At 67.5% G+C, this 25,619-nt stretch carries 25 protein-coding genes and 1 pseudogene; 13 read left to right on the forward strand and 13 right to left on the reverse strand.

Features of this window, described 5'->3' with window-relative positions:
* Nucleotides 1–51: 51 nt before the first annotated feature.
* The 3 genes from BKN51_RS28840 to metG form a co-directional block, all read right to left on the reverse strand.
* Nucleotides 52–1,431, reverse strand: coding sequence for a resuscitation-promoting factor (locus BKN51_RS28840; RefSeq protein ID WP_101610630.1), 1,380 nt, complete (start codon nucleotides 1,429–1,431; stop codon nucleotides 52–54).
* 413 nt (nucleotides 1,432–1,844) lie between these two features.
* Entirely contained in the window at nucleotides 1,845–2,681 is an 837-nt protein-coding gene (locus tag BKN51_RS28845) for a TatD family hydrolase (protein WP_101610631.1), read from the reverse strand.
* A 7-nt stretch (nucleotides 2,682–2,688) separates the two neighbouring features.
* Nucleotides 2,689–4,482: a methionine--tRNA ligase gene (gene metG, locus BKN51_RS28850; RefSeq protein WP_168214412.1), complete on the reverse strand. Its 1,794-nt coding sequence runs from the start codon at nucleotides 4,480–4,482 to the stop codon at nucleotides 2,689–2,691.
* 62 nt (nucleotides 4,483–4,544) lie between these two features.
* On the opposite strand from metG, the gene BKN51_RS28855 reads away from it, so the two are divergent.
* From BKN51_RS28855 to BKN51_RS28875, 5 genes are all read left to right on the forward strand, one after another.
* Nucleotides 4,545–5,135, forward strand: a complete 591-nt coding sequence (locus tag BKN51_RS28855; protein ID WP_101610633.1) for a PadR family transcriptional regulator — start codon at nucleotides 4,545–4,547, stop codon at nucleotides 5,133–5,135.
* Between the two features lie 88 nt (nucleotides 5,136–5,223).
* Nucleotides 5,224–6,234: an ATP-binding cassette domain-containing protein gene (locus BKN51_RS28860; protein WP_101610634.1), complete on the forward strand. Its 1,011-nt coding sequence runs from the start codon at nucleotides 5,224–5,226 to the stop codon at nucleotides 6,232–6,234.
* Entirely contained in the window at nucleotides 6,224–6,988 is a 765-nt protein-coding gene (locus BKN51_RS28865; protein ID WP_101610635.1) for an ABC transporter permease, read from the forward strand. The genes BKN51_RS28860 and BKN51_RS28865 overlap by 11 nt, the downstream gene beginning before the upstream one ends.
* Nucleotides 6,989–7,081: 93 nt before the next feature.
* Nucleotides 7,082–7,696, forward strand: a complete 615-nt coding sequence (locus tag BKN51_RS28870; RefSeq protein WP_101613517.1) for a glycoside hydrolase family 25 protein — start codon at nucleotides 7,082–7,084, stop codon at nucleotides 7,694–7,696.
* Between the two features lie 117 nt (nucleotides 7,697–7,813).
* A complete protein-coding gene (locus BKN51_RS28875) occupies nucleotides 7,814–9,091 on the forward strand; it encodes an aminodeoxychorismate synthase component I (protein ID WP_101610636.1) in 1,278 nt (425 codons plus the stop codon).
* Between the two features lies 1 nt (nucleotide 9,092).
* Here BKN51_RS28875 and BKN51_RS28880 read toward each other — a convergent pair whose 3' ends face one another.
* Nucleotides 9,093–10,052, reverse strand: a complete 960-nt coding sequence (locus BKN51_RS28880) for a quinone oxidoreductase family protein (protein WP_101610637.1) — start codon at nucleotides 10,050–10,052, stop codon at nucleotides 9,093–9,095.
* A gap of 177 nt (nucleotides 10,053–10,229) precedes the next feature.
* Between BKN51_RS28880 and BKN51_RS28885 the strand changes: the two genes are divergently transcribed.
* Nucleotides 10,230–10,706 (forward strand): QsdR family transcriptional regulator, encoded by a 477-nt coding sequence (locus BKN51_RS28885; protein ID WP_233222956.1) that lies wholly within the window; start codon nucleotides 10,230–10,232, stop codon nucleotides 10,704–10,706.
* Nucleotides 10,707–10,725: 19 nt separating this feature from the next.
* Here BKN51_RS28885 and rsmI read toward each other — a convergent pair whose 3' ends face one another.
* Complete coding sequence (gene rsmI, locus BKN51_RS28890; protein WP_101610639.1) at nucleotides 10,726–11,559, reverse strand: 16S rRNA (cytidine(1402)-2'-O)-methyltransferase; 834 nt, start codon at nucleotides 11,557–11,559, stop codon at nucleotides 10,726–10,728.
* 68 nt (nucleotides 11,560–11,627) lie between these two features.
* On the opposite strand from rsmI, the gene BKN51_RS28895 reads away from it, so the two are divergent.
* Complete coding sequence (locus tag BKN51_RS28895; protein ID WP_101610640.1) at nucleotides 11,628–13,199, forward strand: dolichyl-phosphate-mannose--protein mannosyltransferase; 1,572 nt, start codon at nucleotides 11,628–11,630, stop codon at nucleotides 13,197–13,199.
* Here the strand turns inward: BKN51_RS28895 and BKN51_RS28900 are convergent.
* Nucleotides 13,150–14,136: a DMT family transporter gene (locus BKN51_RS28900; RefSeq protein WP_158255725.1), complete on the reverse strand. Its 987-nt coding sequence runs from the start codon at nucleotides 14,134–14,136 to the stop codon at nucleotides 13,150–13,152. The two genes, BKN51_RS28895 and BKN51_RS28900, sit on opposite strands and share 50 nt — an antisense overlap.
* Before the next feature lie 118 nt (nucleotides 14,137–14,254).
* Nucleotides 14,255–14,500: a hypothetical protein gene (locus BKN51_RS28905; protein ID WP_101610642.1), complete on the reverse strand. Its 246-nt coding sequence runs from the start codon at nucleotides 14,498–14,500 to the stop codon at nucleotides 14,255–14,257.
* A gap of 55 nt (nucleotides 14,501–14,555) precedes the next feature.
* Here BKN51_RS28905 and BKN51_RS28910 point away from each other — a divergent pair, with 55 nt between their 5' ends.
* Nucleotides 14,556–14,864, forward strand: coding sequence for a hypothetical protein (locus BKN51_RS28910; RefSeq protein WP_101613518.1), 309 nt, complete (start codon nucleotides 14,556–14,558; stop codon nucleotides 14,862–14,864).
* Between the two features lie 78 nt (nucleotides 14,865–14,942).
* On the opposite strand, the gene BKN51_RS28915 is transcribed toward BKN51_RS28910, so the two are convergent.
* Entirely contained in the window at nucleotides 14,943–16,724 is a 1,782-nt protein-coding gene (locus tag BKN51_RS28915; RefSeq protein ID WP_101610643.1) for a serine/threonine-protein kinase, read from the reverse strand.
* An 89-nt stretch (nucleotides 16,725–16,813) separates the two neighbouring features.
* Nucleotides 16,814–17,272: a hypothetical protein gene (locus BKN51_RS43310; protein WP_158255724.1), complete on the reverse strand. Its 459-nt coding sequence runs from the start codon at nucleotides 17,270–17,272 to the stop codon at nucleotides 16,814–16,816.
* 163 nt (nucleotides 17,273–17,435) lie between these two features.
* Here BKN51_RS43310 and BKN51_RS28925 point away from each other — a divergent pair, with 163 nt between their 5' ends.
* The 5 genes from BKN51_RS28925 to BKN51_RS28945 all read left to right on the forward strand — a co-directional run bounded on the left by BKN51_RS28925 (nucleotide 17,436) and on the right by BKN51_RS28945 (nucleotide 23,854).
* Nucleotides 17,436–18,080 (forward strand): hypothetical protein, encoded by a 645-nt coding sequence (locus BKN51_RS28925; RefSeq protein ID WP_101610645.1) that lies wholly within the window; start codon nucleotides 17,436–17,438, stop codon nucleotides 18,078–18,080.
* Between the two features lie 19 nt (nucleotides 18,081–18,099).
* Nucleotides 18,100–19,863, forward strand: a complete 1,764-nt coding sequence (locus BKN51_RS28930) for a hypothetical protein (RefSeq protein WP_101610646.1) — start codon at nucleotides 18,100–18,102, stop codon at nucleotides 19,861–19,863.
* Nucleotides 19,860–20,231 carry a hypothetical protein gene (locus tag BKN51_RS28935; protein ID WP_101610647.1) on the forward strand — a complete coding sequence of 124 codons (372 nt, stop codon included), beginning with the start codon at nucleotides 19,860–19,862 and terminating at the stop codon, nucleotides 20,229–20,231. The genes BKN51_RS28930 and BKN51_RS28935 overlap by 4 nt, the downstream gene beginning before the upstream one ends.
* 62 nt (nucleotides 20,232–20,293) lie before the next feature.
* Nucleotides 20,294–22,165 carry a propionyl-CoA synthetase gene (locus BKN51_RS28940; protein ID WP_101610648.1) on the forward strand — a complete coding sequence of 624 codons (1,872 nt, stop codon included), beginning with the start codon at nucleotides 20,294–20,296 and terminating at the stop codon, nucleotides 22,163–22,165.
* A gap of 108 nt (nucleotides 22,166–22,273) precedes the next feature.
* Complete coding sequence (locus tag BKN51_RS28945; RefSeq protein WP_101610649.1) at nucleotides 22,274–23,854, forward strand: beta-N-acetylhexosaminidase; 1,581 nt, start codon at nucleotides 22,274–22,276, stop codon at nucleotides 23,852–23,854.
* 58 nt (nucleotides 23,855–23,912) lie between these two features.
* On the opposite strand, the gene BKN51_RS28950 is transcribed toward BKN51_RS28945, so the two are convergent.
* From BKN51_RS28950 to BKN51_RS43315, 4 genes and pseudogenes are all read right to left on the reverse strand, one after another.
* Nucleotides 23,913–24,524: a TetR/AcrR family transcriptional regulator gene (locus BKN51_RS28950; protein ID WP_101610650.1), complete on the reverse strand. Its 612-nt coding sequence runs from the start codon at nucleotides 24,522–24,524 to the stop codon at nucleotides 23,913–23,915.
* Nucleotides 24,514–25,209: an MOSC domain-containing protein gene (locus tag BKN51_RS28955; RefSeq protein WP_101610651.1), complete on the reverse strand. Its 696-nt coding sequence runs from the start codon at nucleotides 25,207–25,209 to the stop codon at nucleotides 24,514–24,516. Before BKN51_RS28955 ends, BKN51_RS28950 begins: the two co-directional genes overlap by 11 nt.
* Before the next feature lie 27 nt (nucleotides 25,210–25,236).
* Nucleotides 25,237–25,368: pseudogene (locus tag BKN51_RS28960) on the reverse strand (DUF779 domain-containing protein); the annotation flags it as partial.
* A gap of 29 nt (nucleotides 25,369–25,397) precedes the next feature.
* Entirely contained in the window at nucleotides 25,398–25,562 is a 165-nt protein-coding gene (locus BKN51_RS43315) for a hypothetical protein (RefSeq protein WP_158255723.1), read from the reverse strand.
* Nucleotides 25,563–25,619 lie beyond the last annotated feature (57 nt).

The following is a 25,619-nucleotide window of genomic DNA, read 5'->3' on the forward strand; positions in this document are numbered from 1 at the left end:
TTGCGGGCGGAACCCACACGATGACCCTCAGGAAGGAGAATTTTCTGGCTGTCAGGCCTTCTTGCCGCAGTGCGGCCAAGCGCCGTAGCCACCGCGGTCGTCGCGGACCTTCTCGGCGACGGCGATTTGCTGGGCCTTGCTGGCCTGATGCGGGTACGCGGCGTACTGCGAGCCGCCGTAGGCGTCCCAGGTGCTCTTGTTGAACTGCAGGCCACCGTAGTAACTGTTGCCGGTGTTGGCGGCCCAGTTACCGGTCGACTCGCACTGCGCGATGCGGTCCCAAGCGCCGGCGTCGCCGATGACCGGGTCCGCGGGCTTCTTCGTTCCGACCTTGACGATCTTGGGCTTGGCCTCGGTGATGACCTCTTCCGAGACCTTCTCGCGGCCGACCTCTTTGCCGTTGCGCTTGGTGACCTTGTAGGTCACGGTCTTCTGGCCCGGGGTGCCCGGGTCTTCGACCTTGGTCTTGCCCTTTTCGAGCTCCGGGTCGTCGACCTTCTGCTCGGGCGGCGCGATTTCCTCGTTCTGCTTGACCATGGTGACGCCGGTCCGGCTGACGTGGACCTCGGCACCGTCGACCAGCTTGACGTCGAGGCCGCCGACGGCCTCGTCGTCCGGGCCGAGGGTCATCCGCAGCTCACCGAGGAATTCCTTGGTGGTGACCGAGTTGGTCTGAACCTTGCGCGGTTCGTTCGCGCCGTCGTAGACGGTGACGTTCTTGAGGGTCTTGACCTCGACGGTGGCGCCCTCGAGCGGGAGTTCACCGTTCTGCGGGAGCGAAGTCCAGGTGCCGGCCTTCGCGAGGTCAGCGCGACCAAGCTGGTTCAGCGCTTCGCCGAGGTTGGCCGCGCGGACCCAGGACTCCTGCTGCGGCGCGCCGTCGACGATCAGGTTCAGCTTGCGGCCACGCTCCAGCTTGATGACGCCGCCGTCGCCGACCTCGGCCTGGGGCGAGGGCGAGAGGGAGTCGTGCGCGCCGACCGAAAGACCGGCGTCTTCGAGGACTTCGCCGACCGTGTCCCCGAAGCTGTGCACGGTCTGCTGCTTGCCGTCGATGTCGAGCGTGACGCTCTTGTTCATCGCCATCGCGGCCGCGCCGCCACCGCCGAGGGTGAGCAGCACCGCCATGACGGTTCCCTTGAGGAAACGCTTCTTCCAGACGCGGGTCGCGCTCGCGATGACCTCGTCCTTGGTCGCGGCCTTCATCGCCGCGCCCGCGGTGCGGTCCTGGGCCATCTCGTCCGGAATGACGATCGGCGGGAGCATGGTGGTCTCGGCGCTGATGAGGCGGATCAGCTCGTCGACATCGACGTCGATCTCGGCCATCAGGGTTTCGGCGTCGGAGCCGAGCGCGGCCAGGACGTCCTGGTGCGTGATGCGCGGATCGTCGGAGTAGTCCAGCTCGCCGTAGTGAGTGTCGCGGTCGAGCACGGCAACCGAACCGGCGGAAGCGAAGGTGTTCGTCTCTGCGCCGAGGCGCGAGCCATCCTGCCTACTGCTACCAGTCACTGGGTCGTTCCCTTTCCCAAGACGTGAAGGAGCTCGACAACCGCTCCACAACGTCCTTCGTCTCGATGCGCACTTCGGCACACCTCTAGAAGTCCGACACCCGCAGTCAGCGCCATCGTCACGGTTCCAGGCCGTACCGCTCCTGGTTCCGCTTCCCCGACGTGCACTGACGTGACTGTGGGCGTAACAGCCGGAAACCGCATGAGCGGATACCGACCGGCACGATCACGGGACAGTAACGAACCTCGCCGGGTTGCGCAAACACCCCCCGGAGTGTCGTGACGTTGGTCACTCATCAGAGTGGACCATTGATGATCACTAATGTCGCAATCCGTTCAACTGGGGGTGACTGTCGGCAAACGAAAGACCCGCTCAGCGGTCACTCGCACTGATTCGGCCACCTCGTGCACCGCCTCGCCCCTGAACGTGGCGAGGTGGCGAACGGTGTAGGCGGCGCAGTAGGGCTCGTTCGGTCGCCCACGGAACGGATGAGGGGTCAGGAACGGTGCGTCCGTTTCGACGAGGTACTGGCCCGCCGGAACGATGCGTGCCGCCTCGTGCAACCCGCGCGCGTTGCGGAAACTGACCGTTCCCGCGAAAGAAAGGACATAACCCGCGTCGACGCACCGGCGTGCGATGTGCTCGTCCCCCGAGAAACAGTGGAAGACGACCTGCTCGGGTGCTCCCTCTTCCTCGAGGATCCGGAGGACGTCTTCGTGCGCGTCCCGATCGTGGATCATCAAGGGCTTGCCGATCCGCTTGGCGAGATCGATGTGCCACCGGAAGGCGTCCTGCTGCGCATCGTGAGGCGAGTAGTCCCAGTAGTAGTCGAGGCCGGTCTCGCCGACCGCGACCACTCTGGACTCCTTCGCGAGACTCTCCACTTCGGATTTCTCGGCCTCGCCGAATTCCTTGGTACGCGTGGGATGGATCGCGACGGCTGCCCAGACCCGGGAGTCCCAAGTGGACGCTTGCGCGGCCCATCGGGCGGCTGCGAGATCGTCCGCGACGGTGATCACCCGCGAAACGCCGGCGCGTTCGGCGCGATCGACCATGGCTGTCACGTCAGCCGCGGTGACCGCGCCGCACGCGTCGAGGTGGGTATGCGCGTCCACCACCGAAACCGGCAACCGGTCCGGGATCGGCGGCAGTTCCTTCTTCTCCGCACCCATCAGCTGATCACTTCGAGATCGGTGCCCATTCGGGACCGGTCTCGCCTAGTTCCGGGTCCAGTTTGGCGAACAACGGGGTCGGCTTCTCCAGCGGCTTGCCGACCTCGATCGGCACGGACTTCCAGCGTGCCTGTTCGGTCTTGTAGTCCCCGGTGATGATGGGGTTGATCCGGCCGGGGATGTCGAGATCCTCGACTTCCTGGAGTTCCGGCTGCGCCGCCCAGACACCGGAGCCGCCGAGTGCCTCGTGCACCTTCTGAGCCGAGTGCGGCAGGAAGGGGGTCAGCAGCGTGTTGGCGTCCGAGACGACCTGCAAAGCGGTGTGCAGGACGCTGTCGCGGCGGGCGGGGTCGTCCTTGAGCTTCCACGGCTCCTGGTCCGACAGGTACCGGTTCGCGGCGGTGACGACGCGCATGGCCTCACTCGCCGCCGCCTTGAACCGGGACCGCTGGAGGTGGGCGCCCGCGGTGTCGAACGCCTTGCGGGAGAGCTCCTTGAGCTCCTCGTCGGCGGCCGTGGGGGCGTCCGGACGCGGAATGGCGCCGACGTTCTTGTGGGCCATGGAAATGGACCGGTTGACGAGGTTGCCCCACTCGTTGGCCAGTTCGAAGTTGGTCCGGCGGACGAACTCGTCCCAGGTGAAGTCGGTGTCCTGGGTCTCGGGGCCCGCGACGGAGATGAAGTACCGAAGGGCGTCCGGGCCGAACTCACGCAGGAAGTCGTGGACGTAGATGACCGTGCCGCGCGAGGTCGAGAACTTCGAGCCGCTCATCGTGAGGAACTCGCTGGAGACGATCTCGTCGGGCAGGTGCAGCTTGCCGTACTTGCCGGGCACACCACCGCGGTCGCCCTCGCCGTTGTGGCCGAACAGCAGGGCGGGCCAGATCTGGGCGTGGAAGGTGATGTTGTCCTTGCCCATGAAGTAATAGGAGCGGGCGTCCGGGTTGCTCCACCACTCCTGCCAGGCGTCCGGGTTGCCGGAACGGCGCGCCCATTCGACGCTCGCGGAGAAGTAGCCGATGACAGCGTCGAACCAGACGTAGAAACGCTTCATCGGCTGGTCACGCCAGCCGTCGAGCGGGATCTTCACACCCCAGTCGAGATCGCGGGTGATCGGCCGCGGGCGCATGTCGTCGATCAGGTTCTTGGTGAAGTTGAGGACGTTCGGGCGCCAGTCGGTCTTGCTGGACAGCCATTTGCCCAAGGTCTCGACGAACGCGGACAGGTCGAGGAAGTAGTGCTCGGTCTCGACGAACTTCGGCGTTTCACCGTTGATCCGGGACTTCGGGTTGATCAGCTCCGCGGCGTCGAGCTGGTTGCCGCAGTTGTCGCACTGGTCACCGCGCGCGCCGTCGTAGCCACAGATCGGGCAGGTGCCCTCGATGTAGCGGTCGGGCAGGGTGCGGCCGGTCGAAGGGCTGATCGCGCCCCGTGTGGTCTTGGGAACGACGTAGCCGTTGCGGTGCAGCGCGAGGAAGATCTGCTGCGTGACGTCGGCATGGTTGCCCGTGGTGGTGCGGGTGAACAGGTCGTAGGTGAGACCGAGTCCCTGCAGGTCCTGGCCGATCTGACGGGTGTACTTGTCCGCCGTCTGCTGGGAGGTCAGGCCTTCGTTGTCCGCCTGGACGGTGATCGGGGTGCCGTGTTCGTCGGTGCCGGACACCATGAGCACCCGGTTGCCGGCCATTCGCTGGTAGCGGGAGAAGACGTCGGACGGGACGCCGAATCCGGACACGTGGCCGATGTGGCGGGGGCCGTTGGCGTAGGGCCAGGCCACCGCAGTCAACACTGGGGTGCTCATGCTTGTTTAGCCTACGGACGTCGTCTAAGGCATTGTTGTCCGGGAGAGGATCGGAGGCCTCGGTGTCCGCCACGCGTCTGCTGGTGCTGGGTGTCGTGCGCATGCACGGGAAGGCACACGGCTACCAGGTCCGGCGCGAACTTCTCTCGTGGGCGGCCGACAAATGGGGAAATGTCCAGCCGGGGTCGATCTATCACGCGCTGAAGAAGATGACCGCAGAAGGCCTCCTGGAACAGGTCGACGACATCGAAGCGGGCAGCGGGCCCGACCGCGTCGCGTACAAGCTGACCGAAGACGGGGAGACCGAGTTCCTCGTACAGCTCGGCAGGGCGTTGTCGAGCGACGACGCGACCGGGTACTCGTTGTCGGCGGCAGTCACGTTCATGCCGACCCTGCCCCGCACGCAGGTGCTGGCCCTGTTGAAACAGCAGCTGGCGAATATGGAAGCGCACGCTCAGTCGACCCACTACGCCCGTGAGCACGCCATCGACCTGGGGAAGCCGCCGCACGTCAGCGAGCTGTACCGCCTGTGGAGCGTGCACGCGGAAGCGAACGTGACCTGGATGCGGGACCTGATCGGCCGCCTTGAAGCGGGCGAGTACGTGATGGCGGGCGAAGGCGACGAAGCCGTGTTCGGCGCGCCACCCAGGTAATCAAATTTGACCAAGGAACGACTACTAGGGCACAGTGCGTCCTGCGGCTAGTCAAATTTGACTAGCCCGACACCGGGAAGGGGTAGACATGATCAAGGCACGCGGCCTTGAGCGGCGTTTCCGCCGCAAGGGCCGCAATGGGGGCGAGGTCCACGCGGTCAAGGGCGTCGATCTCGACGTGTCGGCCGGGGAACTGGTCGGCTTCCTCGGACCGAACGGCGCGGGGAAGACCACCACCCTGCGCATGCTGACGACGCTTCTCAAGCCCACCGCCGGTGAAGCCACGGTCGGCGGCTGTGACCTGCTCGCCGACCCACTGGGGGTGCGCCGGCGAATCGGCTACGTCGCACAGGGCGGCGGCACGGCACCGACGAGCAAGGTCGTCGAGGAGATCGAGTTCCAGGGGCGGCTGTACCGGATGAGCAAGGCGGACGCGCTCGCGCGCGGGGCCACCCTCGCCGACCAGCTGGACCTCGCCGGACTCGACCAGAGGCAGACCGCGACCTTGTCGGGCGGGCAGCGCCGCCGTCTCGACATCGCGCTCGGGCTGATCCACTCGCCCGGTCTCGTCTTCCTCGACGAGCCGTCGACGGGACTCGACCCGCAGAGCCGCGCGAACCTGTGGGAGCACATCCGCAGGCTGCGCGACGAGCAGGGTGTCACGGTCTTCTTGACCACGCACTATCTCGACGAGGCCGACGCGCTCTCCGACCGGCTGATCGTCATCGACGACGGGAAGATCGTCGCCGAGGGCACGCCGGATTCGCTGAAGGCGAGGGTTTCCGGCGACAGTGTCGTCATCGGGCTCGCACCGGAGTCGGCGGCGGAGACGGCGGAGATCGCCGGCCGCCTCGAAGGGGCACACGAAATGACCGTCACCGACGGCACGGTGCGTTTCCGGGTACCGCGCGGGGACACCGCGATGCCCGAACTGCTGCGGGCCTTGGACGCGCGTGGCATCCCGATGATGTCCATGCAGGTGCACCGGCCGACGCTAGACGACGTCTTCCTGACCCTGACGGGCCGAAGCCTGCGCGACGCCGAAGAGGGCGCGCCGGTCGAAGACGCTCCGGAAAAGGAGGCCAAGCATGTTGCATGACACCTGGTTGATCTTCCGCCGGGACATGCTCGCGGCGTTGCGCAACCCGACCTGGCTGGTGATCGGCATCATGCAGCCGCTCCTCTATTTGTTCTTCTTCGGGCCGCTTCTGGTGAAGGCACTCAACTTGCAAGGCCTGTCCGATGTGGACGGCTGGATGATCTTCACCCCGGCGATCATCGCGCAGCTCGCGCTGTTCGGCAGTTCCTTCGTCGGGTTCGGTCTCCTCGCGGAATACCGCTCGGGCGTGGTCGAACGGATGCGGGTCACGCCGGTGAGCCGGGTGGCGTTGTTGCTGGGCAAGGTGCTCGCCAACGCGCTGCAGACGGTCGTCCAGGCGTTGATCATCATCGCGTTGGCGTACCTGGTCTTCGATTTGAACGCACCGTTCGGCGGCGTCGTGCTCAGCCTGGTGATCGTTTTCCTTCTGTCGATCACGTTGGCGTCGTGTTCGTACGCGCTGGCGTTGACCCTCAAGAGCGAAGACTCCTTCCCGGCTTTGCTCAACGCGGTTCTCATGCCGTTGCTGCTGCTGTCCGGAATCCTGTTCCCGATCACCGCGGGCTCGGCGCCGGATTGGCTGTACACGATTTCCCGCTTCAATCCGTTCCGGCACGTGGTGGATGTCGAGCGGAACAGTTTCCGCGGTGACTTCTCGATGGACGCGCTGTTCACCGGGAGCGTGGTGGTGCTGGTCATGGCCGTTCTGGCCATTTGGTGGGGCTCGCGGACGTTCCAACGCGAAAACGCCTGAGACACGCTGTAGCGAAAGGTCACCTTGCGGCCGCTCCGCGGACGTAAGGTGACCTTTCGCGCGTACTGGGGCAAAATTCGAGGACAGGTGACTTTGATCGATCCGGAAGGTGAGCACGGAGTCACCCTGTCCCACCGGGAGACGGTGACGGACTGGGCGGCGGTACGTGGTGCCGACATCCGGTTCGCTTCGGTCACCGTCAGCGAGAACACCAACTGGCGGGACGTCGCCGCGGAACGCAATCTGGCGGGCGCGCAGCACGCCGGGATCCACACCGGCGCACGGCATTACGCGCGTCCCGGCGCGGTCCACGACCAGGCCGACCATTTCGTGCGGACGGCGAGTGCGCTCGGCGCCTTCGCGCCCGGTTCGCTCGCGCCGGCGCTCGAAGTGGAGGCGCCCAGTGTCGACGACCGGTTCATCAAGGCGTGGATCAAACACGTCAGGCACGCGGCGCGCGTCGAACGCGTTCTGGTGTACGCGGGGCTCGATTGCTGGACGAACCGCCTGCATCCGGACAAGTGGGCGGACAGCGAAGTGGTGTTGTGGCTGGTCAGGCACAACGAGATCCCGGGAAGGCCGGGCTGGTTCCACTCGCGGCTGGGATTGCACCAGCACGGTTTCGGCACCGGGCTGCCCGGCGTGAACGGGCCGATCGCCCAGGACGCCGTGGTCTATCCCTTCGCGCTCTCGGACCTGCTTTTGTAAGGCCTCCGTGACGGCGGGTATGCGTGACGTCACCGAGGCCAGCCCGCGTGGTCGCGGATCTCACTTTCCGGCCGAGGCGGGTTGCGTTTCCGGCCACCCGGGCGGAGACAATGTCGCGTGCGGTTGATGTGCCGGAGGCTGCGGACGGACGTCGCGCCCGAGCGGGCGCTGGCGGCTCTCGGGGTACGCGCCGCGGCCCTCGGTCTCGCGCCCCCGGCCGCGCTTTGCGGAGACTGGTTTTCCTCGCGCGCGGTCATCGCGCTGAGCGCTCCCCTCGCTCCTGTCGAGGACGTGGCCGAGGCGTTCGCGATTCCCACCCGGATGCCTTCCGTCCGTGACGCGGTGCCCGGCGCGGTCGGCGGCGGCTGGTTCGGCTACCTGGGTTACGACCTGACCGACCCCTCCGGCCGTTCCGGCGGCCTGCCCCCGGCCGTCTGGGGCTGGGTCGACCGGGTGCTGCGGCTGGACGCGGACGGTTCGTGGTGGTTCGAAGCGTTGGTTCCCGAGGATGCCCCGGATCCGATCGGTGAGGTTTCCGCGGTGGAGTCCTTGCTCGCCGATCTTCCCGAAACGACGTCTTGGAGTTCCGGCCCGCTGTCTCGGCCGCTTCCGTCGGAGCACTACGACGCGGTGAAGGCCTGCGTGCACGCGATCGAAGCCGGTGAGCTGTTCCAGGCGAACATCTGCGCTCGCTTCAGCGGAGGATTCGACGGGGATCCGATCGCGTTGTTCGCCGAAGGTACGCGCCGCCTGGGGGCCCGCAGGGCGGCGTTCCTCACTGGCGAGTGGGGCTCGGTCGTATCGTTCTCGCCTGAGCTTTTCCTTGCCAGACAAGGGCGACATGTCCGGTCGACGCCGATCAAGGGCACCATGCCGCGGCGGAACGCCGACGACGAGCATCTCGCCCGGCGACTGCGGGAATCCACCAAGGACGTCGCCGAGAACGTGATGATCACCGATCTCGTCCGCAACGACCTCGGCCGGGTGTGCGCCACCGGCAGCGTGCGCGTCCCCGAACTGCTCAAGGTCCGGCCGGCGCCCGGGGTCTGGCATCTTGAGTCCACAGTGGAGGGTTTGCTCGACGACGGGGTCGACGACGCGGCCCTGCTCGCGGCCACCTTCCCGCCGGGTTCGGTGACGGGCGCGCCGAAGATCCGCGCGCTGGACCTGATCGCCGAGCTGGAGCCCGCGGCGCGCGGTGTCTACACGGGCGCTGTCGGCCTCGCTTCGCCGATCGCGGGGCTGGAACTGAACGTCGCGATCAGGACCTTCGAAATCCACGACGGCACGATCGAGCTGGGAGTCGGCGGCGGGATCACCGCCGACTCCGACAGCGAGGCGGAATGGCAGGAATGCCTGCACAAGTCCGCTCCGCTCGAGCGCCTGCTCGGCTGAACTACTTCGCAGGATCCAGGAGGAGCTTGCCCGCGGTGCCGCGCGAGCGCAGGGCCTCATGGGCGGCGCGCGCGTCGGAAAGCGCGTACTCGCCGCCGGCGACGGCGCGGATCCGGCCGTCCAGTGCCAGCGAGAAGAGCTCGTCGAGCGTGCGGCCGAAGACGTTTCCGGGAAGTTTGAAGGCGTGCGGCAGCCACATCCCGGACACGGTGGTGCTGTGCCCGAGAAGGTTGCGGGCTTCGATCGGCTTCGGCTGCTCGCGGCTGGCCATCCCGTAGAACGCGAGCCGGCCGAACGGCGCGAGGGCGGCGATGCTCTGGTCCGTGACGGTGCCGCCGGTCATGTCGAGAACGATGTCGACACGCTTGCCGCCGTTCGCCTCGCGGAGCGCGTCGGTCATGTTCTCGGCGCGCGAATCGATGGCGACGTCGGCGCCGAGTTCGAGGGCGAGGCCACGCTTCTCGTCACTGCTGGCGGTCGCGATGACGCGGCTCGCGCCCCAGGCCTTCGCGAGCTGGACGGCGATGGAGCCGACCCCGCCCGCCGCCGCGTGCACGACGACGGATTCGCCGGGCTCGAGATGGGCACTCTTGCGCAACAGGAGCGAGGCGGTGGTGCCTTGGACGATGAAGGAGAGCGCGGTCAAGTCGTCGATGCCGTCGGGCACGCCGAAAGCGGTGACCTCGTCGGCCACCGCGCGCTCGGCGTAGCCGCCACCGCCGTTGAGCAGCGCGACGACACGCTTGCCCTCCGCGGTGCGGCCGACGACCTCGCCGCCGGGCACGAGCGGGAGCTTGCTCGGCGCGAGGTAGGAGTTCTCGGCTTGATGCGTATCGGCGTAATTGACGCCGATGCGATCGACGTCGACGAGCAGCTGACCCGGGCCGGGAACGGGATCGGGCAGGTCGACGAGGTTGAGCACCTCGGGTCCGCCGAATTCGGTCACCTGTACTGCGCGCATCCGCTTCCTCCTCATCGAGATGAGACATTCTTGCATATGTCTCATCCGTGAGACATAGCGTGATATGTTTCACTCATCGAAACCGCACTCGAACGCCAGCTGACCTCGCCGCGCCCGGACGCCCTGCGCGCGTTCACGATCGCGCGCGCCTGGTTCCTCGACGGGCGCCGGGTGGACATGGGCGAGCTCGCGGGTGAACTGGGGATCAGCCGGGCCACGCTGCATCGCTGGGTCGGCGGCCGGGATCAACTGCTCGGCGAAATCCTGTGGTCGATGACCGTGGAGGTTTTCGAAGCGCGGGCTTCCGGCAAGCTCGGACGCGGCGCGGAGGGCATCGCGGAGCTCGTCGGCACCTTCGTCCGGACCGTGAACGACTCGAAACCGTTCAGGGAGTTCTTGCGCACCGAACCGGAACGGGCGCTGCGGATTCTGACGACGAAGGCCAGCGTGGTCCAGAGCCGGGCGATCGCGAAGATGTGCGAGTTCCTGGGCGAGGAGGTCACGGCCGGACGGCTCTCCCCGCCACTGCCGGTCGAGGACCTTGCTTACCTGCTGGTCCGGATCGGCGAATCCTTCATCTACACGGACGTCATCACCGGCGCCGAGCCCGACGCCGCAAAGGCGTACGCGGCCGCGAGGGCCCTACTGTCCTAGTCCTTCCTTACTTACTCACTCATTTACGGGACGCGAGGACGGCGTCGTAGAGCTCCTTCTTGGAGACTCCCGTGGCCTCGGCGACTTCGGCGGCTGCGGATTTGAGGCGTTCGCCCGCAGCGACCCGCGACGAGACTTCCGGGACCAGGTCCGCGACGCTCACCGAACGCGGAGGCGCACCCGCCAGAACGACGGTGATCTCGCCTTTGACGCCGTCGGCCGCCCAGGCGGCCAGGTCCGGCAGATTGCCGCGTTTGACCTCTTCATAGGTTTTGGTCAGTTCGCGGCAGACGGCGGCGCGACGGTCGGGGCCCAGGACGTCGGCGGCGTCGGCGAGCGTGCTCGCGAGACGATGCGGAGACTCGAAGAACACGACCGTGCGGGGCTCGTCCTTCAGCGAACCGAGCCATTTCGCGCGTTCACCGGGTTTGCGCGGGGCGAACCCGTCGAAACAGAAACGGTCGCAAGGCAGTCCGGACAACGCGAGCGCCGTGGTCACCGCGGAGGGGCCGGGGAGGCAGGTCACCGGCACGTCCGCCTCGACGCAGGCCGCCACCAGGCGGAATCCGGGGTCGGAGACGCTCGGCATCCCGGCGTCGGTCACCAGCACCACCGTCTCGCCCGACTGGAGCGATTCGAGCAGTTTGGGCAGACGGGCGGTCTCGACGTCCTCGTAGAAGCTGACCACCCGCCCGACCGGCGAAACGTCGAGGGCGGCGGTGAGGGAGCGCAGGCGCCGGGTGTCTTCGGCGGCGATCACATCGGCCGTCGCGAGGGCTTCGGACAGGCGCGGCGAAGCGTCACGGACGTCTCCGAGCGGGGTGGCTGCCAGCACGAGGCGTCCTTCGGTCATTCCCGAAGGTTAACCGGTTCGCAGATCCGGACACCGAGTTCACTCTTCCGCCCGTAGGATCATGCCCCGTGACCGCACTGCTGACCCGTGACGACGAGAGCGTGCGGCCGGATCCGGTCGACGCGCTCCGGCCACCGAGCGACCGCGAGGCCACCCTCCTCGGCCGCGGCATGCCGACTGACCGCCTTCGCGGCTGGATCGTCACGCTGGTGCTGACGCTCATCGGTGGCATCGTCCGGATCCAGAATCTGGCAACGCCCACGGACAAGGGCACCCCCGTCTTCGACGAGAAACACTACGTCCCGCAGGCGTGGCAGATGCTGCGCAACGGCGGTTACGAAGACAACTACGGCTATGAGCTGATCGTGCACCCGCCGCTGGCGAAGCACCTCATCGCGATCGGTGAGTGGCTGTTCGGCTACAACGCCTGGGGCTGGCGGATCATGCCGGCGCTGGCGGGCACGCTGATCGTGTTCCTCACCATCCGCGTCGCCCGGCGGCTCACCCGTTCGACACTGCTCGGCGCTGTCGCCGGGATCCTGGTGATCAGCGACGGCGTGCTGCACCTGCAGTCGCGGATGGGCATGCTCGACATCTTCATCGCGGTGTTCGTCCTCGCCGCGTTCGCCTGCGTGCTGTGCGACCGCGACCAGGTGCGGCGGCGGCTGGCCGTGGCCGTCCGCGAGGGCTGGATCGAAGAATCCCGGTTCGGCCCGAAGCTCGGTTTCCGGTGGTGGCGGTTCGCCGGCGGCCTGATGATCGGGCTGACCTTCGGCGTCAAGTGGTCGGCGCTGTACTACATCGCCGCGTTCGGCCTGCTCACCGTGTTCTTCGACGTGGCCGCGCGCCGCGCCGCCGGGGTGCAGCGGCCTTGGGTCGGCACGCTGCGCCGCGACGTGCTGCCCGCGCTGTGGGCGATCGTCGTCATCCCGATCCTGGTGTACCTCGCCTGCTACTGGGCCTGGTTCGCGAGCGAGACCGCGACCGACCGCAACTACGTGGCGATCAAGGACCTCGATCCGGGCTTCTGGGCCTGGATGCCACCCGCGCTGCGGTCGCTCGGCGACTACTCGATGAACGTCCTCGACTTCCACGCGAACCTGGTGACCCCCAAGGACAAACCGCATCCGTGGGAGTCGAAGCCGTGGACCTGGCCGATGGGGCTGCGGCCGATGCTCTACGCGTACGCGGGCGGCACCGACGCGACCGGTTGCGGCGAGTCGACCTGTATCCGGGCGACGATGCTGATCGGGACGCCGGCGATGTGGTGGCTGGCCCTGCCGATGCTCGGCTGGAGCCTGTGGCGGTCGTTCTTCCGAGCGGACTGGCGCTACGCCGCCGTGCTCGTCGGCTACTTCGCCGGGTTCCTGCCCTGGTTCACCAACCTCGACCGCCAGATGTACTTCTTCTACGCGACGCCACTGGCGCCGTTCCTGGCACTCGGGTTGACCTTGATCCTCGGCCAGATCCTCGGCGGCGTGAAACGCGGGTTCGAAAGGCGGGGCACGGGCATGCTCGTCGTCGCCCTCTACGTGGGTCTCGTCGTGGCCAACTTCGCCTGGCTGTGGCCGATCCTCAACGGCAATGCGATCACCAATGAGCATTGGAACGCCGAGTTGTGGCTTCCGTCCTGGAAGTGACCTCGGCCTGATCCGGTGACCGGCGGCGTGTGAACCGGGCGCGGGCGAAGACGCCTGCCGCGACCAGTGCGGTGATCGCGACGATGCACACGAGCGACACCGCCGACGGCCTCAGCCGGGGATCCGGCAACTGCAAGAGCAGCGCGAACACCGGCGACAACGTTGTGATCAGTGCCGCGGTGATCGGTTCGGTATGCCGTACGCCGACCTGGAACAGGTACATCGGCAGGGCCACGCCGATCACCGCGAGCACGGCCGACGGCACGAACGCTTCCCCGAGCCGGGGCGTTTCGTCGAAGGCGGTGAAGGCCCAGCCGATCGCGATGATCAGCCAGAAGCGGGTGGCGAGCACCGAACGCGGGCTGTTCCCCGCGTCGCTGAGCCGCTTCGAAAACATCACGTTGCCGGTCGACGCGAGCCCGCAGACGAGGGTGAGAACGATGCCGAGGACGATCTCGGCGCCGGGGCGCTCACCGACACCGCTGTGCCCGGCGAGGGAGGCCCAGACCAGCACGACGAGCAGGCCGCAGATACCGATCGCCGTGGCGATCTCCGCACGCAGGACCGCGCTGCCGCGGCGCAGGAAAGTTCCGAGAAGCACCGTCAGCGCCGGGCCGATCGCCAGGCTGATCACGTTGACGATGGCGGGCTCGAGGAACTTGAGCGCGTACAGCATGCTCAGCCAGGTGACCGCGGTGGTGACGTTGATGGCGAGGACGTCGGCGCGCTGCTCGCGGAACGGGCTCAAGGCCGCCGTCAGCCCCCTTCTCACGACGTCGGCGCCGAAGAAGAAGGCCGCCGCGAGACTGAGCGAAATCGCCGCGACGCTGAGCGGACTCAAAGTCTGGACCTGGTTGCCGGCATAGACGTCGAGCGTCGCGGTGAACACCGCGAACGCCACCAAGGGCACCAGACCGGTGCGCGCGGACGTGACCATCATTCCCCCATTTGCATGTACGTACATCAAATGCAGATACATGCAGATGTTTTCAGCGGGCATGTCGCCCGTCAAGGTCGGATTTCTTCCTTTGCCTGTGACACTCAGGGCCCAGTTGTTACTCTTCCCCGGTCAGCAGCACTTCGACAGGGGGCACCATGACGATCCGACCGCTCGCCACGACCTTCGCGGCCGCGGCCCTGTTCCTACTCGTGGGGTGCGAGGAACAGACGGCCGGGAGCGCGTCGCCGCAGCCTTCGGCGGTTCCGGGCACCTCGACCGCGCCGACGAGCAGCAGTTCGAGCGCTCCCGCTACGACCGCTTCACGGCCTTCAGCGGCTTCGGCGACCGCTTCGCCGGTCACCAAACCCGCCACCGGTGGCCCGGCGGCGCATACGCCAGTCGGCGCCGCGAGTGTGATGGAGGAGTTCCACCACGCGCTGGGCGCCAAGAACCTGGAAACCGTCTGCCGGATTTCGGCGCCCGCCTACGACGGCGGGATCAAGGAGTGCCGCAGCCTCACCCCGATGCTGTTCGAGATGTTCACGCCCGAGGATCTGAAGAACCTGAAAGCCACCCGGGTCGATCCCGCGAAGGTGCGGAGCAAGGGTCCCGACCAGGTGACCGTCCCGCCCACGGCGATCGCGCCGAAGGCGACGATCATGGACAGCGACCCCAAGACGTTCACGATGGCGTGGCGCGACGGGACCTGGGTCATCATCGACTGAGAGAGCAAGGGACCTTTGCTAGCGTTCGTTAGCACACTAACTAACGCTAGCAAAGGTCCCTTGCTCTCTTTTCGCAGGTCAGCGCGGGTGGCGCTGGGCCTGCGGTTGCTGGTGGGGCTGAGGTTGTGGCGGCTGCTGCGGAGGGCGGCGCTGCACGATCTGGGTCACCGGGCCGTCCGGCGACTTGCCGGCGCGGGCCAGCCAGCCTTCGACGTCGCGGCGCACGGCGGTGAGCGTCGGGCGGCGGCGGGGCTCCTGGTCGAGCGACGCGATGAGGATCCGGGCGTGGGCGCTGCGATTCGGCAGCTTCGAGACCGGTTCGGCGCGGGCGGCGGCCATCAGCGCGGCCATCGGGGTCTCCCGGGTACCGCGGGGAGGCTGGCCCGACAGCGCGTAGCTGACCGTCGCGGCGAGCTGCCAGGCGTCCGAAGCCGGGCTCGCCGGGGAGCCCATCGCCTGCTCGGGAGCGACGAAGTCCGGCGTGCCGATCATCATGCCGGTCGCGGTCATCTTCGAGTCGCCCTGACTGCGGGCGATGCCGAAGTCGATGAGATGCGCGAGCCCGTTGCGGTCGAGGATGATGTTCGACGGCTTGAGGTCGCGGTGCAGCACACCCTTCTCGTGTGCCGCGGCGAGCGCGCCCGCCATGGTCGACCAGAGGCGCCCGGCGGCGATGTCGTCGAGCGGGCCCTGCGAATCGACGATCTCGGCCAGCGACTTGCCTTCGAGGTACTCCATGACCAGCGCGAGCCCGTCCGGCTCCTCGACGAGGTCGTACACGCGGACGCAGTTGGGATGGTTCACGACGGCCAGAGCCCTGGCTTCGCGCTGCATCCGCTCCTCGGTGTCACGGTCCGGCGCGTGCGCGATCTTCAGCGCGACAGTGCGGTTGAGCTGAGTGTCGACCGCTTCCCACACGGTGCCGAAGCCACCGTGGCCGAGCCGCCGGACGCGCTTGTAGCGGCCGCCGCCGGAGTTGCGGGACCCCGGAGGGGCCGGGACCGGTCCCGGCACAGCGGCCAGGGCGGGCGGTTCGGGCGCCTGCGCGAGCGCCGTCGCCGGGTACTGCTTGGGCGGCGGCGGGGGCGGCAACTGCTGCTGCGGCTTCGGCGCGGGCGGCTCCGGGCGGTACGGCTCGATCTTCTGCCGGGGCTGCGGGTCCGGCCGGTTGATCACCGACCACGGCGGCGGGCCGACCAGCGCGACCGGGATCAGGCCCAGCACGCTGAGCGGCAGGAAACCGAGCCAGAAGTGCACGGCGGTGTTCGCGCCCATGCCGACGCTCGCCAGCACCATCAGCACGAACGGGATCCAGAAGAAGCGCGAAGGCCACTTCGGTCCGCGGCGGAACGCTGTCCGCGCCTGCAGCATCACGAACAGCAGCGACAGCGCGGGCAACCCGACCAGCAGGATCAGATAGACGATGTACGAGAGCTGCATGCCGTTCGGGTAGAACAGCACCTCGTAGACGTTCTGGCCGCCGCCGAGGTACACGCTCTGCTTGCCGATCAGCGGGCTCTGGTCGGAGGTGAACGTCGCCAGGTCGCTGGAGCTGAACCCGGATTCACCGCCCGACTCCGTCGAGGCGGCCTCCTGGTAGACCTGCGAAAGGCCGGTGGCCAGCACCCATGGCAACAGGAAGACCGCGACGACGCCGATCCCGCCGAAGACGGACAGGGTCACCACGTCGTAGCGGTTGCCGGTGCCTTTGCGGATGATCGCGACGATCATCGCTCCCAGTGCGGGCAGTAGCGCGACCAGCGCTCCCGCGGTGCTCGTCGCCCACACCCAGTCCCCCGGCCAGATCCCTGGCCCGAACAGGCTGTGCGCGAACGAAAGCAGCGCGCTCGCTAGCCCCATGGCCCTGCTCCCCTCGCTGATTCGGCCGTTTCCGGCGGTTTTTCCCTAGTTCAGCTTAGGACGCTCTACCGGGCCGAGGGGTTGCCGGGTTATATCCCGTGTCTCCAGATGACCGGTGTGACCCGTTCGGCATCGATCTGCCAGCGCTGCTTGCGCCGGGCGAACACGAGCGCCGCCAGACCGGCGCTGCCGAGCACGCCCGCCGCCACGACCACGGGGATGTTCCCGGACAGCGCGCCCAGCACGACGACGGCGAGCCCGGCGGCCACGACGACGATCACCAGTGCCAGGGAAAGGTGACGATTCCGCCACACCCACTCCTCGCCCGCGCTGAGTTCGGCTTGCAGCGCCGCCGCGGACGCCTGGACGGCTTCACCGCCCACGCCCAGCTCGATCAGCCTTCGCGCCGCGTACCCGCAGAACTCGCGCTGCCGGGCGGAAGTGAAGACCGGGATCCGGTCCCGGGTGAGACTGCGGACGTCGACGGTCAGCGCGGCGAGTTCGGCGGCGAGACCGTCCCTCAATTCGACGTCATCCGGTCTGGTCATGAGCTCGGCCTCGAGGCGGGAAGCCTCCGCCAACCGATCACCCGGCGTCCTGTCCATTCGAACTCCCCTCGGAACCCCGTCATCCGACCCGGCGAATCATGCTACGCTCTGTGCCCGTTCGAACACCCGCTCTTTGTTCGCGCCGTGCCTGGGGAGGTCACGAATGTCGGCGAGCAACGCGCGGTTGGCGCTGGGCGCCGCCGCCGCGAATTTGACCTTGTGCGCGCTCGTCGGCGCCACTTTGCTGATCACCACGGCGAAAGAACCACCGGTGACCGCGCCGATCGCGGCGTCGGCGGTCTCGTCGTCGGTGGATATCTCGCTTTCCCCGTCCTCTCGGCAAGCGACGACGGCCACCGGCACGACGGCGCGGCCGGACGTCGATCAGGCTAGTGGCACCGGCGGTTTCCGGACCGTCGTCCCGCGCGGGTGGAATCCCGAACCGATCAAAAACCAGCCTGGTTCCTTCCAGGCCACCGATCCCACCAGGGCGAGCCACTACGTCCGGTTCGGAAGCTATTCCGCTTCCGGCGAGATCGGGCAGTTCCGGGCGGCTTCGGAACAAGAAGCGAAAACCCGGCTTCCCGGTCTCAGCAGGCTCCGGATGGAACCGCGCGCGGTTCGCGGTTTCGAAGGGGTGGACTGGGAATTCACCTGGCACGGACGGGAAGGACAACAACGGCGGGTCCGCGGGATCTATTGGCGTACCGGCGGAATCGAGTATTTCGTCTACGTCTCGTCGCCCGCTTCCGACTGGACGGCCTGGGAACCGTTCGTCGCCGTGATGCTCGACAACTCGACACCTTGAACGCACCGACGGAGACCGGATGACGAACTGGGCCGCTTTGGCGGCTTCGCACAACGTCCCACCCGATGACAGCACCAGATATCTCGCCGCGGCGGCCCATCTCGATTCGTCCTACGCCGATGACGCCATCCGCGAATATCTCGTCGAACCGACACGGCCGGTCCCGCCGTCACCGGGTTTCCACGCGCCGACGGTGCTCGCCGAGGCGATTTCGGCCCGGTCGCGGCGTAAATACCGGGACGCCCTCCTCGGCGTGCTCGCCTTGGTGTTCCTGTACTTCTCGATCGGAACGGCCCTTTTCTCCATTTGGGTGTTCCTCGCGGGCCTGCTGTCCATCCGGTCGATCTGGAAGAGGATGCGGACGGGGAGGCCAGGCGCGGCGCTGCGCGGATTCGGCAGTTTGTTCGCGCTGGCCGTGGTGCTCTTCTTCGTCACGGCGTTCACCTTCGGCGGACTGTTCCTCGAAGATCTGGGCGTCAGCAAGTATTCTTCGTCGTCCTCCGGCCGTTACGGCACTGGCTACGACAGCGACTATTACGGTGACGGGGCAACGGTTACGGATCCGTCGCTGGCCTACATCGGCGCGATCGCCGCTGTGGTGATGCTGCTGATCCTGGTCGCCGACCGGATCACCGTGTGGCGGCTGCTGACCGTCCGGTACGGCCGCCGGGCGCGAAGCCGTCGGTTCGGAGGCAAGTCCCTCGACGAGCGCCCGTCCATCGCGGCCGCGCCGCCGCGATTCCGCACCGAACTGGAACGCCACCGCCACGATCGGCAGGTCCACAGCGGCGACGGCGTGGTGCCCTTGGTCGTCTATCGCGGCTACAACCCGTTCGTCGGCGCCGGCGTCGCCCGGCAGTCCTGGTCGATGGTGCTCCCGCTCGAGAAGCTCGACGAGACCGCCAAACCCGACGGGACTCCCTTCGACGAGCTCACCACGGTGGCCTTCTACCAGCGGATCCGCGCCGCGATGCAGGTTCTGCAGCGAAGCGACGCGCTGACCCCGGACAGGCGGCTGCGCGAACTGCGGATCCAGGACGTCGTCTACGCCTCCGCCGACGAACTGGTGGACCACGCCCACGAACCCGTCGCCCTTCCCTACCTGCCCCGTCACGACGGCCCGCCGTCGTATCTGCTCCCCGCCGCGGAAGCCGAGCAGGTGCGGCGCCAGCCGAGGGAATGGGCGAGGCATTACCTGACCTTCCAGGTCGAAACCTGGGACAGGGACCTGATGATGTCGGCGTTCCTGCACGCCGCCGTCGACAGCAGCACGCTCTACCTCGAGTGGACGCCGTACGTGCTGCCCCCGATCCGCGACGAGTACCGCGTGGTCGACCGGATGACGATGAACTACCTGACCGCGATCGGGCAGGGCGTCCTGCGCTGGCTCAAACTGCCTGCCACCACACCGGGCCGGGTCTGGCACGCGATGCGGACGATCCGGGCGCAGCCGCACGACATCGACACACCGAACCCCAGCCGGTACGGCTCGGCCGAAACGCTGCGGGAACTGGCCGCCGCGGAAGAGGTCCGCGACTACTTCCAGCTCGTCGACGTCGAGCGGTACGAGAAGATCCTCGAAAGCAGGCTGGTCCCGGCGATCAGCCAGGTGATGCGGGACTGCGGCTATTCCGCGGCCCAGTTCGAGCGCCAGGCCGCGACGGTGATCAACAACGACATCACCATCACCGGCACCAACAACGCGCCCATCGTGACCGGTGGCGTGAACCAGGGAACGATCTCCGGCGGCACCGTGCAGCAGCCGAGGAACGAGGAGAAATGACCAGGGAGCCCACCAACCGCATCGCGGTGACCGGGGTCAGCAACGCGCCGATCGTCACGGGCGGCGAGAACCACGGCACCATCAGCGGCGGGACGATCCACTACGGCGCCACGCCGGAACAGGTCAGCGACCTCGTCGAACTGCTCACCCGGTTGAAGACCGAGGTCGGCCAGTCGGGCGTCGAGAAGCGCGAAGTCATCGAGGACAACCTCGACGACCTGGCGGAGGACGTCCGGAATCCGGCCGAGGCCAACTCCGCGGTCGCGCTGAGTCGCTGGGAGAAGGTGAAGAAACTGCTGGCCGGTGCCTCCGACTTCACGGAACTGATCGGCAAGATCTCGGAGAGCGTCGGCAAAATCTTCGCCTGAGGGGCGATCGCGTGACGGCCGGGACATGATGGGTCCGGTACCCGAGCGCGAAGGAGCTTTCGATGTACGCCGAGTCGTACCAGCGGAGCCTCGAAGACCCGGAGGGTTTCTGGCTCGAAGCCGCGGAGGCGATCGACTGGACCCGTCCGCCGACGCGAGCCCTCGACGTGTCGAAGGCGCCCTTCTACCGCTGGTTCCCGGACGGGGAACTGAACACGGCGTTCAACGCGCTCGACAGGCACGTCCGGGACGGCCGCGGCGGGCAGACCGCGCTGATCTGGGATTCGCCGGTCACCGATTCGGTACGCCGGTTCACCTACGCGGAACTGCTGGACGACGTCGCCCGGTTCGCCGGCGCGCTCGCCTCTCTCGGTGTCGGGAAGGGCGACCGCGTCATCGTCTACATGCCGATGGTCCCCGAGGCCGCGATCGCGATGCTCGCTTGCGCCCGGCTCGGCGCGGTGCATTCGGTGGTGTTCGGCGGGTTCGCGCCCAAGGAACTGGCGGCGCGGATCGAGGACGCCGAACCGAAGGTGATCGTGGCCGCGTCGTGCGGGATCGAACCGGCACGAGTCGTCGAGTACAAACCGATCATCGACGAGGCGCTCGCGGGCACCGTCCATCAGCCGGACAAGGTCGTGGTGCTGCAGCGCGAGCGTGCCCGCGCCGAACTGGGCGAGCGCGACGCCGACTGGGCCGAACTGGTCGCGAACGCCTCCCCCGCCGATCCGGTGCCGGTCGCGGCGACCGATCCGCTGTACATCCTGTACACCTCCGGCACCACGGGGAAGCCGAAGGGCGTCGTGCGCGACACCGGCGGGCACGCGGTCGCGCTGGCCTGGTCGATGGGCGCGATCTACGACATCCACCCCGGTGACGTGTGGTGGACGGCTTCCGACGTCGGCTGGGTCGTCGGCCATTCCTACATCGTCTACGCGCCGCTCCTCATCGGGGCCACGACGCTCATGTTCGAGGGCAAACCGGTCAATACCCCGGACGCGGGCGCGTTCTGGCGGGTCATCGCCGACCACGGCGTGAAGGCGCTGTTCACCGCGCCGACGGCGTTGCGGGCGATCAAGAAGGTCGACCCGGACGCGAACGAAACGAAGAAATACCAGCTCGGTGGGTTCGAAACCCTGTTCTTGGCGGGTGAACGGCTCGATCCGGAGACGTATCACTGGGCGCACGAGAAGCTCGGCGTGCCGGTGATCGACCACTGGTGGCAGACCGAGACCGGCTGGCCGATCGCGGCGAATCCGCGCGGGCTGGAACCGATGCCGGTCAAACCCGGTTCCGCGACGAAACCGGTGCCGGGCTGGGACGTGCGGATCCTGGACCAGTCGGGCGTTCCGCTTCCGGCGGGCAAGGAAGGCGCGATCGCGATCAAGCTTCCGCTTCCGCCGGGATCGCTGCCCACGCTGTGGCAGGACGACGAGCGGTATCGCGAGGCGTATCTTTCGCGGTACGAAGGCCACTACCTGACGGGTGACTCCGGATACGTCGACGAAGACGGCTACCTCTTCGTCATGGGCCGCACCGACGACGTCATCAACGTCGCGGGTCACCGGCTTTCGACCGGTTCGATGGAGGCCGTGCTGGCCTCCCATCCCGCCGTCGCCGAATGCGCGGTGATCGGCGTCCGTGACCAGCTCAAGGGGCAGCTTCCGCGCGGATTCGTGGTGCTGAAGTCCGGGGTCGACGCCGACGCCGAAACGCTCAAGGCCGAGTTGGTCGCGCTGGTCCGGCGCGACATCGGCCCGGTGGCCGCGTTCCGTGACGTGTCCATTGTGGACGCGTTGCCGAAGACGCGATCCGGGAAGATCCTGCGCAAGACCATGCGCGGAATCGCCGACGGCCGCGACGAACAGGTGCCCTCGACGATCGAGGACGCGAGCGTTCTCGATGCCTTGAAAGCGGTTCTGCGCGGCGAATGACCGGTGATCGGTACGCCGTCCTAGTCCGATCGGGTGTTGTCCCGTTTGCCCTATTGGTCTATACCTCTAAAGGAAGAGAGTCTCCAGTTCCCCGACCGGAGGTGCTCCATGAGTAAACGCCTGTCCACAACCGTGCTCGGTGTGGCCGTCCTGGGTCTCGTGACCTTCGGCCTGCCCGCGACGGCGAGCGCGGCACAGCACGCGAAGGCCGAACGGACCGTCACCGACGTCGTCCCGGCGCCGGTCGACGCGAAACCGGATCCCCGCGCGAACTTCCGGCTCAGTCCCGGGACCGTCATCCGTGCCGATCGCGACGGCAAGCAGGTCGCCGAGTACCTGGCCGGGCTGCTCCGGCCCGCCACCGGCTACCGGCTGCCCGTCGTCACCGGCCACCGCGGCGGCGGCCCCGCCATCTCGCTCGAAACCGGCCACGCGAGCGGCCGGGTCGGCACCGAGGGCTACCAGCTCAAGGTGTCGTCCTCGGGCGTGACCCTGAAGGCGAACACCGACAAGGGCCTGTTCTCCGGCGTGCAGACGCTGCGACAACTGCTCCCGTCGGCGATCGAAGCGAAGACCGTCCAGAAGCGTTCATGGGTGGTTTCGGGCGGCACCGTGCTCGACTACCCGCGCTTCGGCTACCGCAGCGCGATGCTCGACGTCGCCCGGCACTTCTTCAAGCCGGAGCAGGTCAAGCTGTACATCGACCAGCTCGCGCAGTACAAGATCAACACGCTCCACCTGCACCTGAGCGACGACCAGGGCTGGCGGATCGAGATCAAGAGCTGGCCGAAGCTGGCGACCGTGGGCGGGCAGACCGCCGTCGGCGGCGCTCCTGGCGGGTACTACACCCAAGAGCAGTACAAGGACCTGGTGCGCTACGCGGCTTCGCGGCACATCACGATCGTTCCCGAGATCGACATGCCCGGGCACACCAACGCGGCCCAGCACTCCTACGCCGAACTGAACTGCGACGGCGTCGCGGTGCCGCCGCGCACGGACATCGAGGTCGGCTACAGCTCGCTGTGCATCAAGAGCGACATCACCTACAAGTTCGTCGACGACGTCCTCCGCGAACTGGCGGCGATCACCCCCGGCAAGTACCTCAACATCGGGGGCGACGAGGCACACGCGACCACTCCGGAGGATTACCAGACCTTCGCCAAGAAGGTGCAGCCGATCGTCGCGAAGTACGGCAAGACGATCACCGGCTGGCACGACATCGCGAAGACGACCCCGCCGCTTTCGGCCGTCCCGCAGTTCTGGGGCACGACCGGCACCGACGCGAACGTCGCCGCGGCGGCGGCCAGGGGCAACAAGATCCTGATGTCGCCCGCCAACAAGGCCTACATGGACATGAAGTACCACCCGCAGACGCCGCTCGGGCTGAGCTGGGCCGGGCTGATCGAGGTCAAGACCGGTTACGACTGGGATCCGGCGACGTACCTGCAGGGCGTGACGGAGCAGAACGTCATCGGTGTCGAGGCGCCGCTGTGGTCGGAAACGCTCGTGACCAGTGAGCACATCGAGTTCATGGCGTTCCCGAGGTTGCCGGGTTACGCCGAGATCGGCTGGTCGCCGAAGGATTCCCGGACGTGGGACGCCTACCGGCTCCGGCTGGCGAAGCAGAGCCCGCGGTGGGTTCAGCAGGGCATCGACTTCTACCGGTCCACTCAGGTCGACTGGAAGTAGCCCCGCTCACGTGACAGGAAAGGCCCGTTACTTGCGAAATTTGCAAGTAACGGGCCTTTCATGTCACCGCGGCGTCGTCGAGACGGGCGGTGATGGCGGCGCGGGCCAGCGCGTAGGGCTCGGTGCCGCCGAACATCACCGAGTCGGCGTTCGCGGCCCGGCCGAGGGCGTGCAGTTCGAAGGCCAGCCGCGCCACGTCGACGGACTCGCGAAGGTGCCCGGCCTTCCTCGCCTCGACGGCGGTCGCCCGGATGAACTCGGCGAAACCCCGGCTCGCGTTCGCCACCGCGTCGTGGACCCGGCCGGTCCGCGCGTCGAATTCGGCGCCGGCGTTGAAGAAGAAGCAGCCGCCGGGGAACACCCGGCGTTCCGAGTAGTCCAGCCAGTTCGCGCACAGCGCGCGCAGCCTGGCGATCCCCTGCTCGACCTCCAGCGTCGGCCCGACGACGTTCTCTGCGAAGATCGCACTCGCCGTCTCGACCGCCGCGAGCTGCAGCTCCTCCTTGGAACCGAACAACGCGAAGACCCCGGATTTGCTCAGTTCCAGCTCGGTCGCGAGCCTGCCGAGGGACAGCCCGTCGAGCCCTTCGACGGAGGCGATGTCGACGGCGCGCCGCAGCACGATCCGCCTCGTCGCGTCGCCGCGGGCCACCCGGCCGTCAACCGGCATCCCGTTCCTCCCGCCGCCGTTTCGCCGATTCCAGGCCGTCACGGTACTGCCGGGAGAGTGACGGCGCCGCCAGCACCCGATCCAGCAGCGCCCAGTACGCCGCCCGGCGAGCGTCGTCCAGCTGGGCGACGTTGGTGAACGACGCGACGTACACCTCGGCGATCGTCGGACTCGCCGGATCGCGTTCTTCGAGCGTCATCCGGCCCGAAGTCGGGACCTCGCCCGTCCGCAGCACCCGCAGGTACCAGCCGCTCCGGCCGGAATCGATCATCGCCGGGATGACGTCCTTGCGCCCGGTCTTCATCGCGAGCTTGAAACACGGCGTCCGTGGCTGCGAGACCTGGACCAGCGCGTCTCCCCAGGCCCAGACGTCGCCGACGCGGACGTCGTGTTCGTCGGCGCCCACCACCGACGCGTTCTCCCCGAAGTCGCCGGCCACCACCGCGAAGCCCTGCTCCGACCAGGTCGCGTAGTGCGTCGCCGGATAGACGTAAACGGCTTTGTCGACCCCGCCGTGGACGGTGCGATCCGCCTGGTCGTCACCGGCCAGATTGATCTCGTCCAGCTTCAGTGACGACACGTCGACACGCGACTTCGCGATGGCGCTGTACACCGGGACGTCGCGCTTCAGCCCGAGTACGGACGGCCGCCCGACGAAGACCTCGTTCACTTCGAGTGTGCTCACAACCCCGAAGATAGCACGACCGTTCGTTTACTCAAGCAACCTCGAGCGGGTCAGGAAACGCACGCCTTCGGGCACTTCCAGAGAGAACCCGCTCCCCCTGCCGGGCACGACGTCGATGGTCAGATGCGCGTGCTTCCAGTACTCGAACTGCGGTCCCGCGGCCGGTGTCAAAGCGACCCGCTCGGTCATCAGAAGAACCCGAGCGCACTGTCCGAATAGGACACGAGCATGTTCTTGCTCTGCCGACAGTGATCCAGCATCATCTTGTGGTTCTCGCGCCCGATGCCGGACGCCTTGCGGCCACCCTGGTTCAGCGCGAAGAGCGCGAACCCGCGTCGCGCGGTCGCCTTCACCCATCGGGCTCGCCTCGGCCGCTGAGTAGACAGCGTCTACTCGAGTTTGATAGACAG

This window comes from Amycolatopsis sp. BJA-103, from assembly GCF_002849735.1.
Taxonomy (GTDB): Bacteria; Actinomycetota; Actinomycetes; order Mycobacteriales; family Pseudonocardiaceae; genus Amycolatopsis.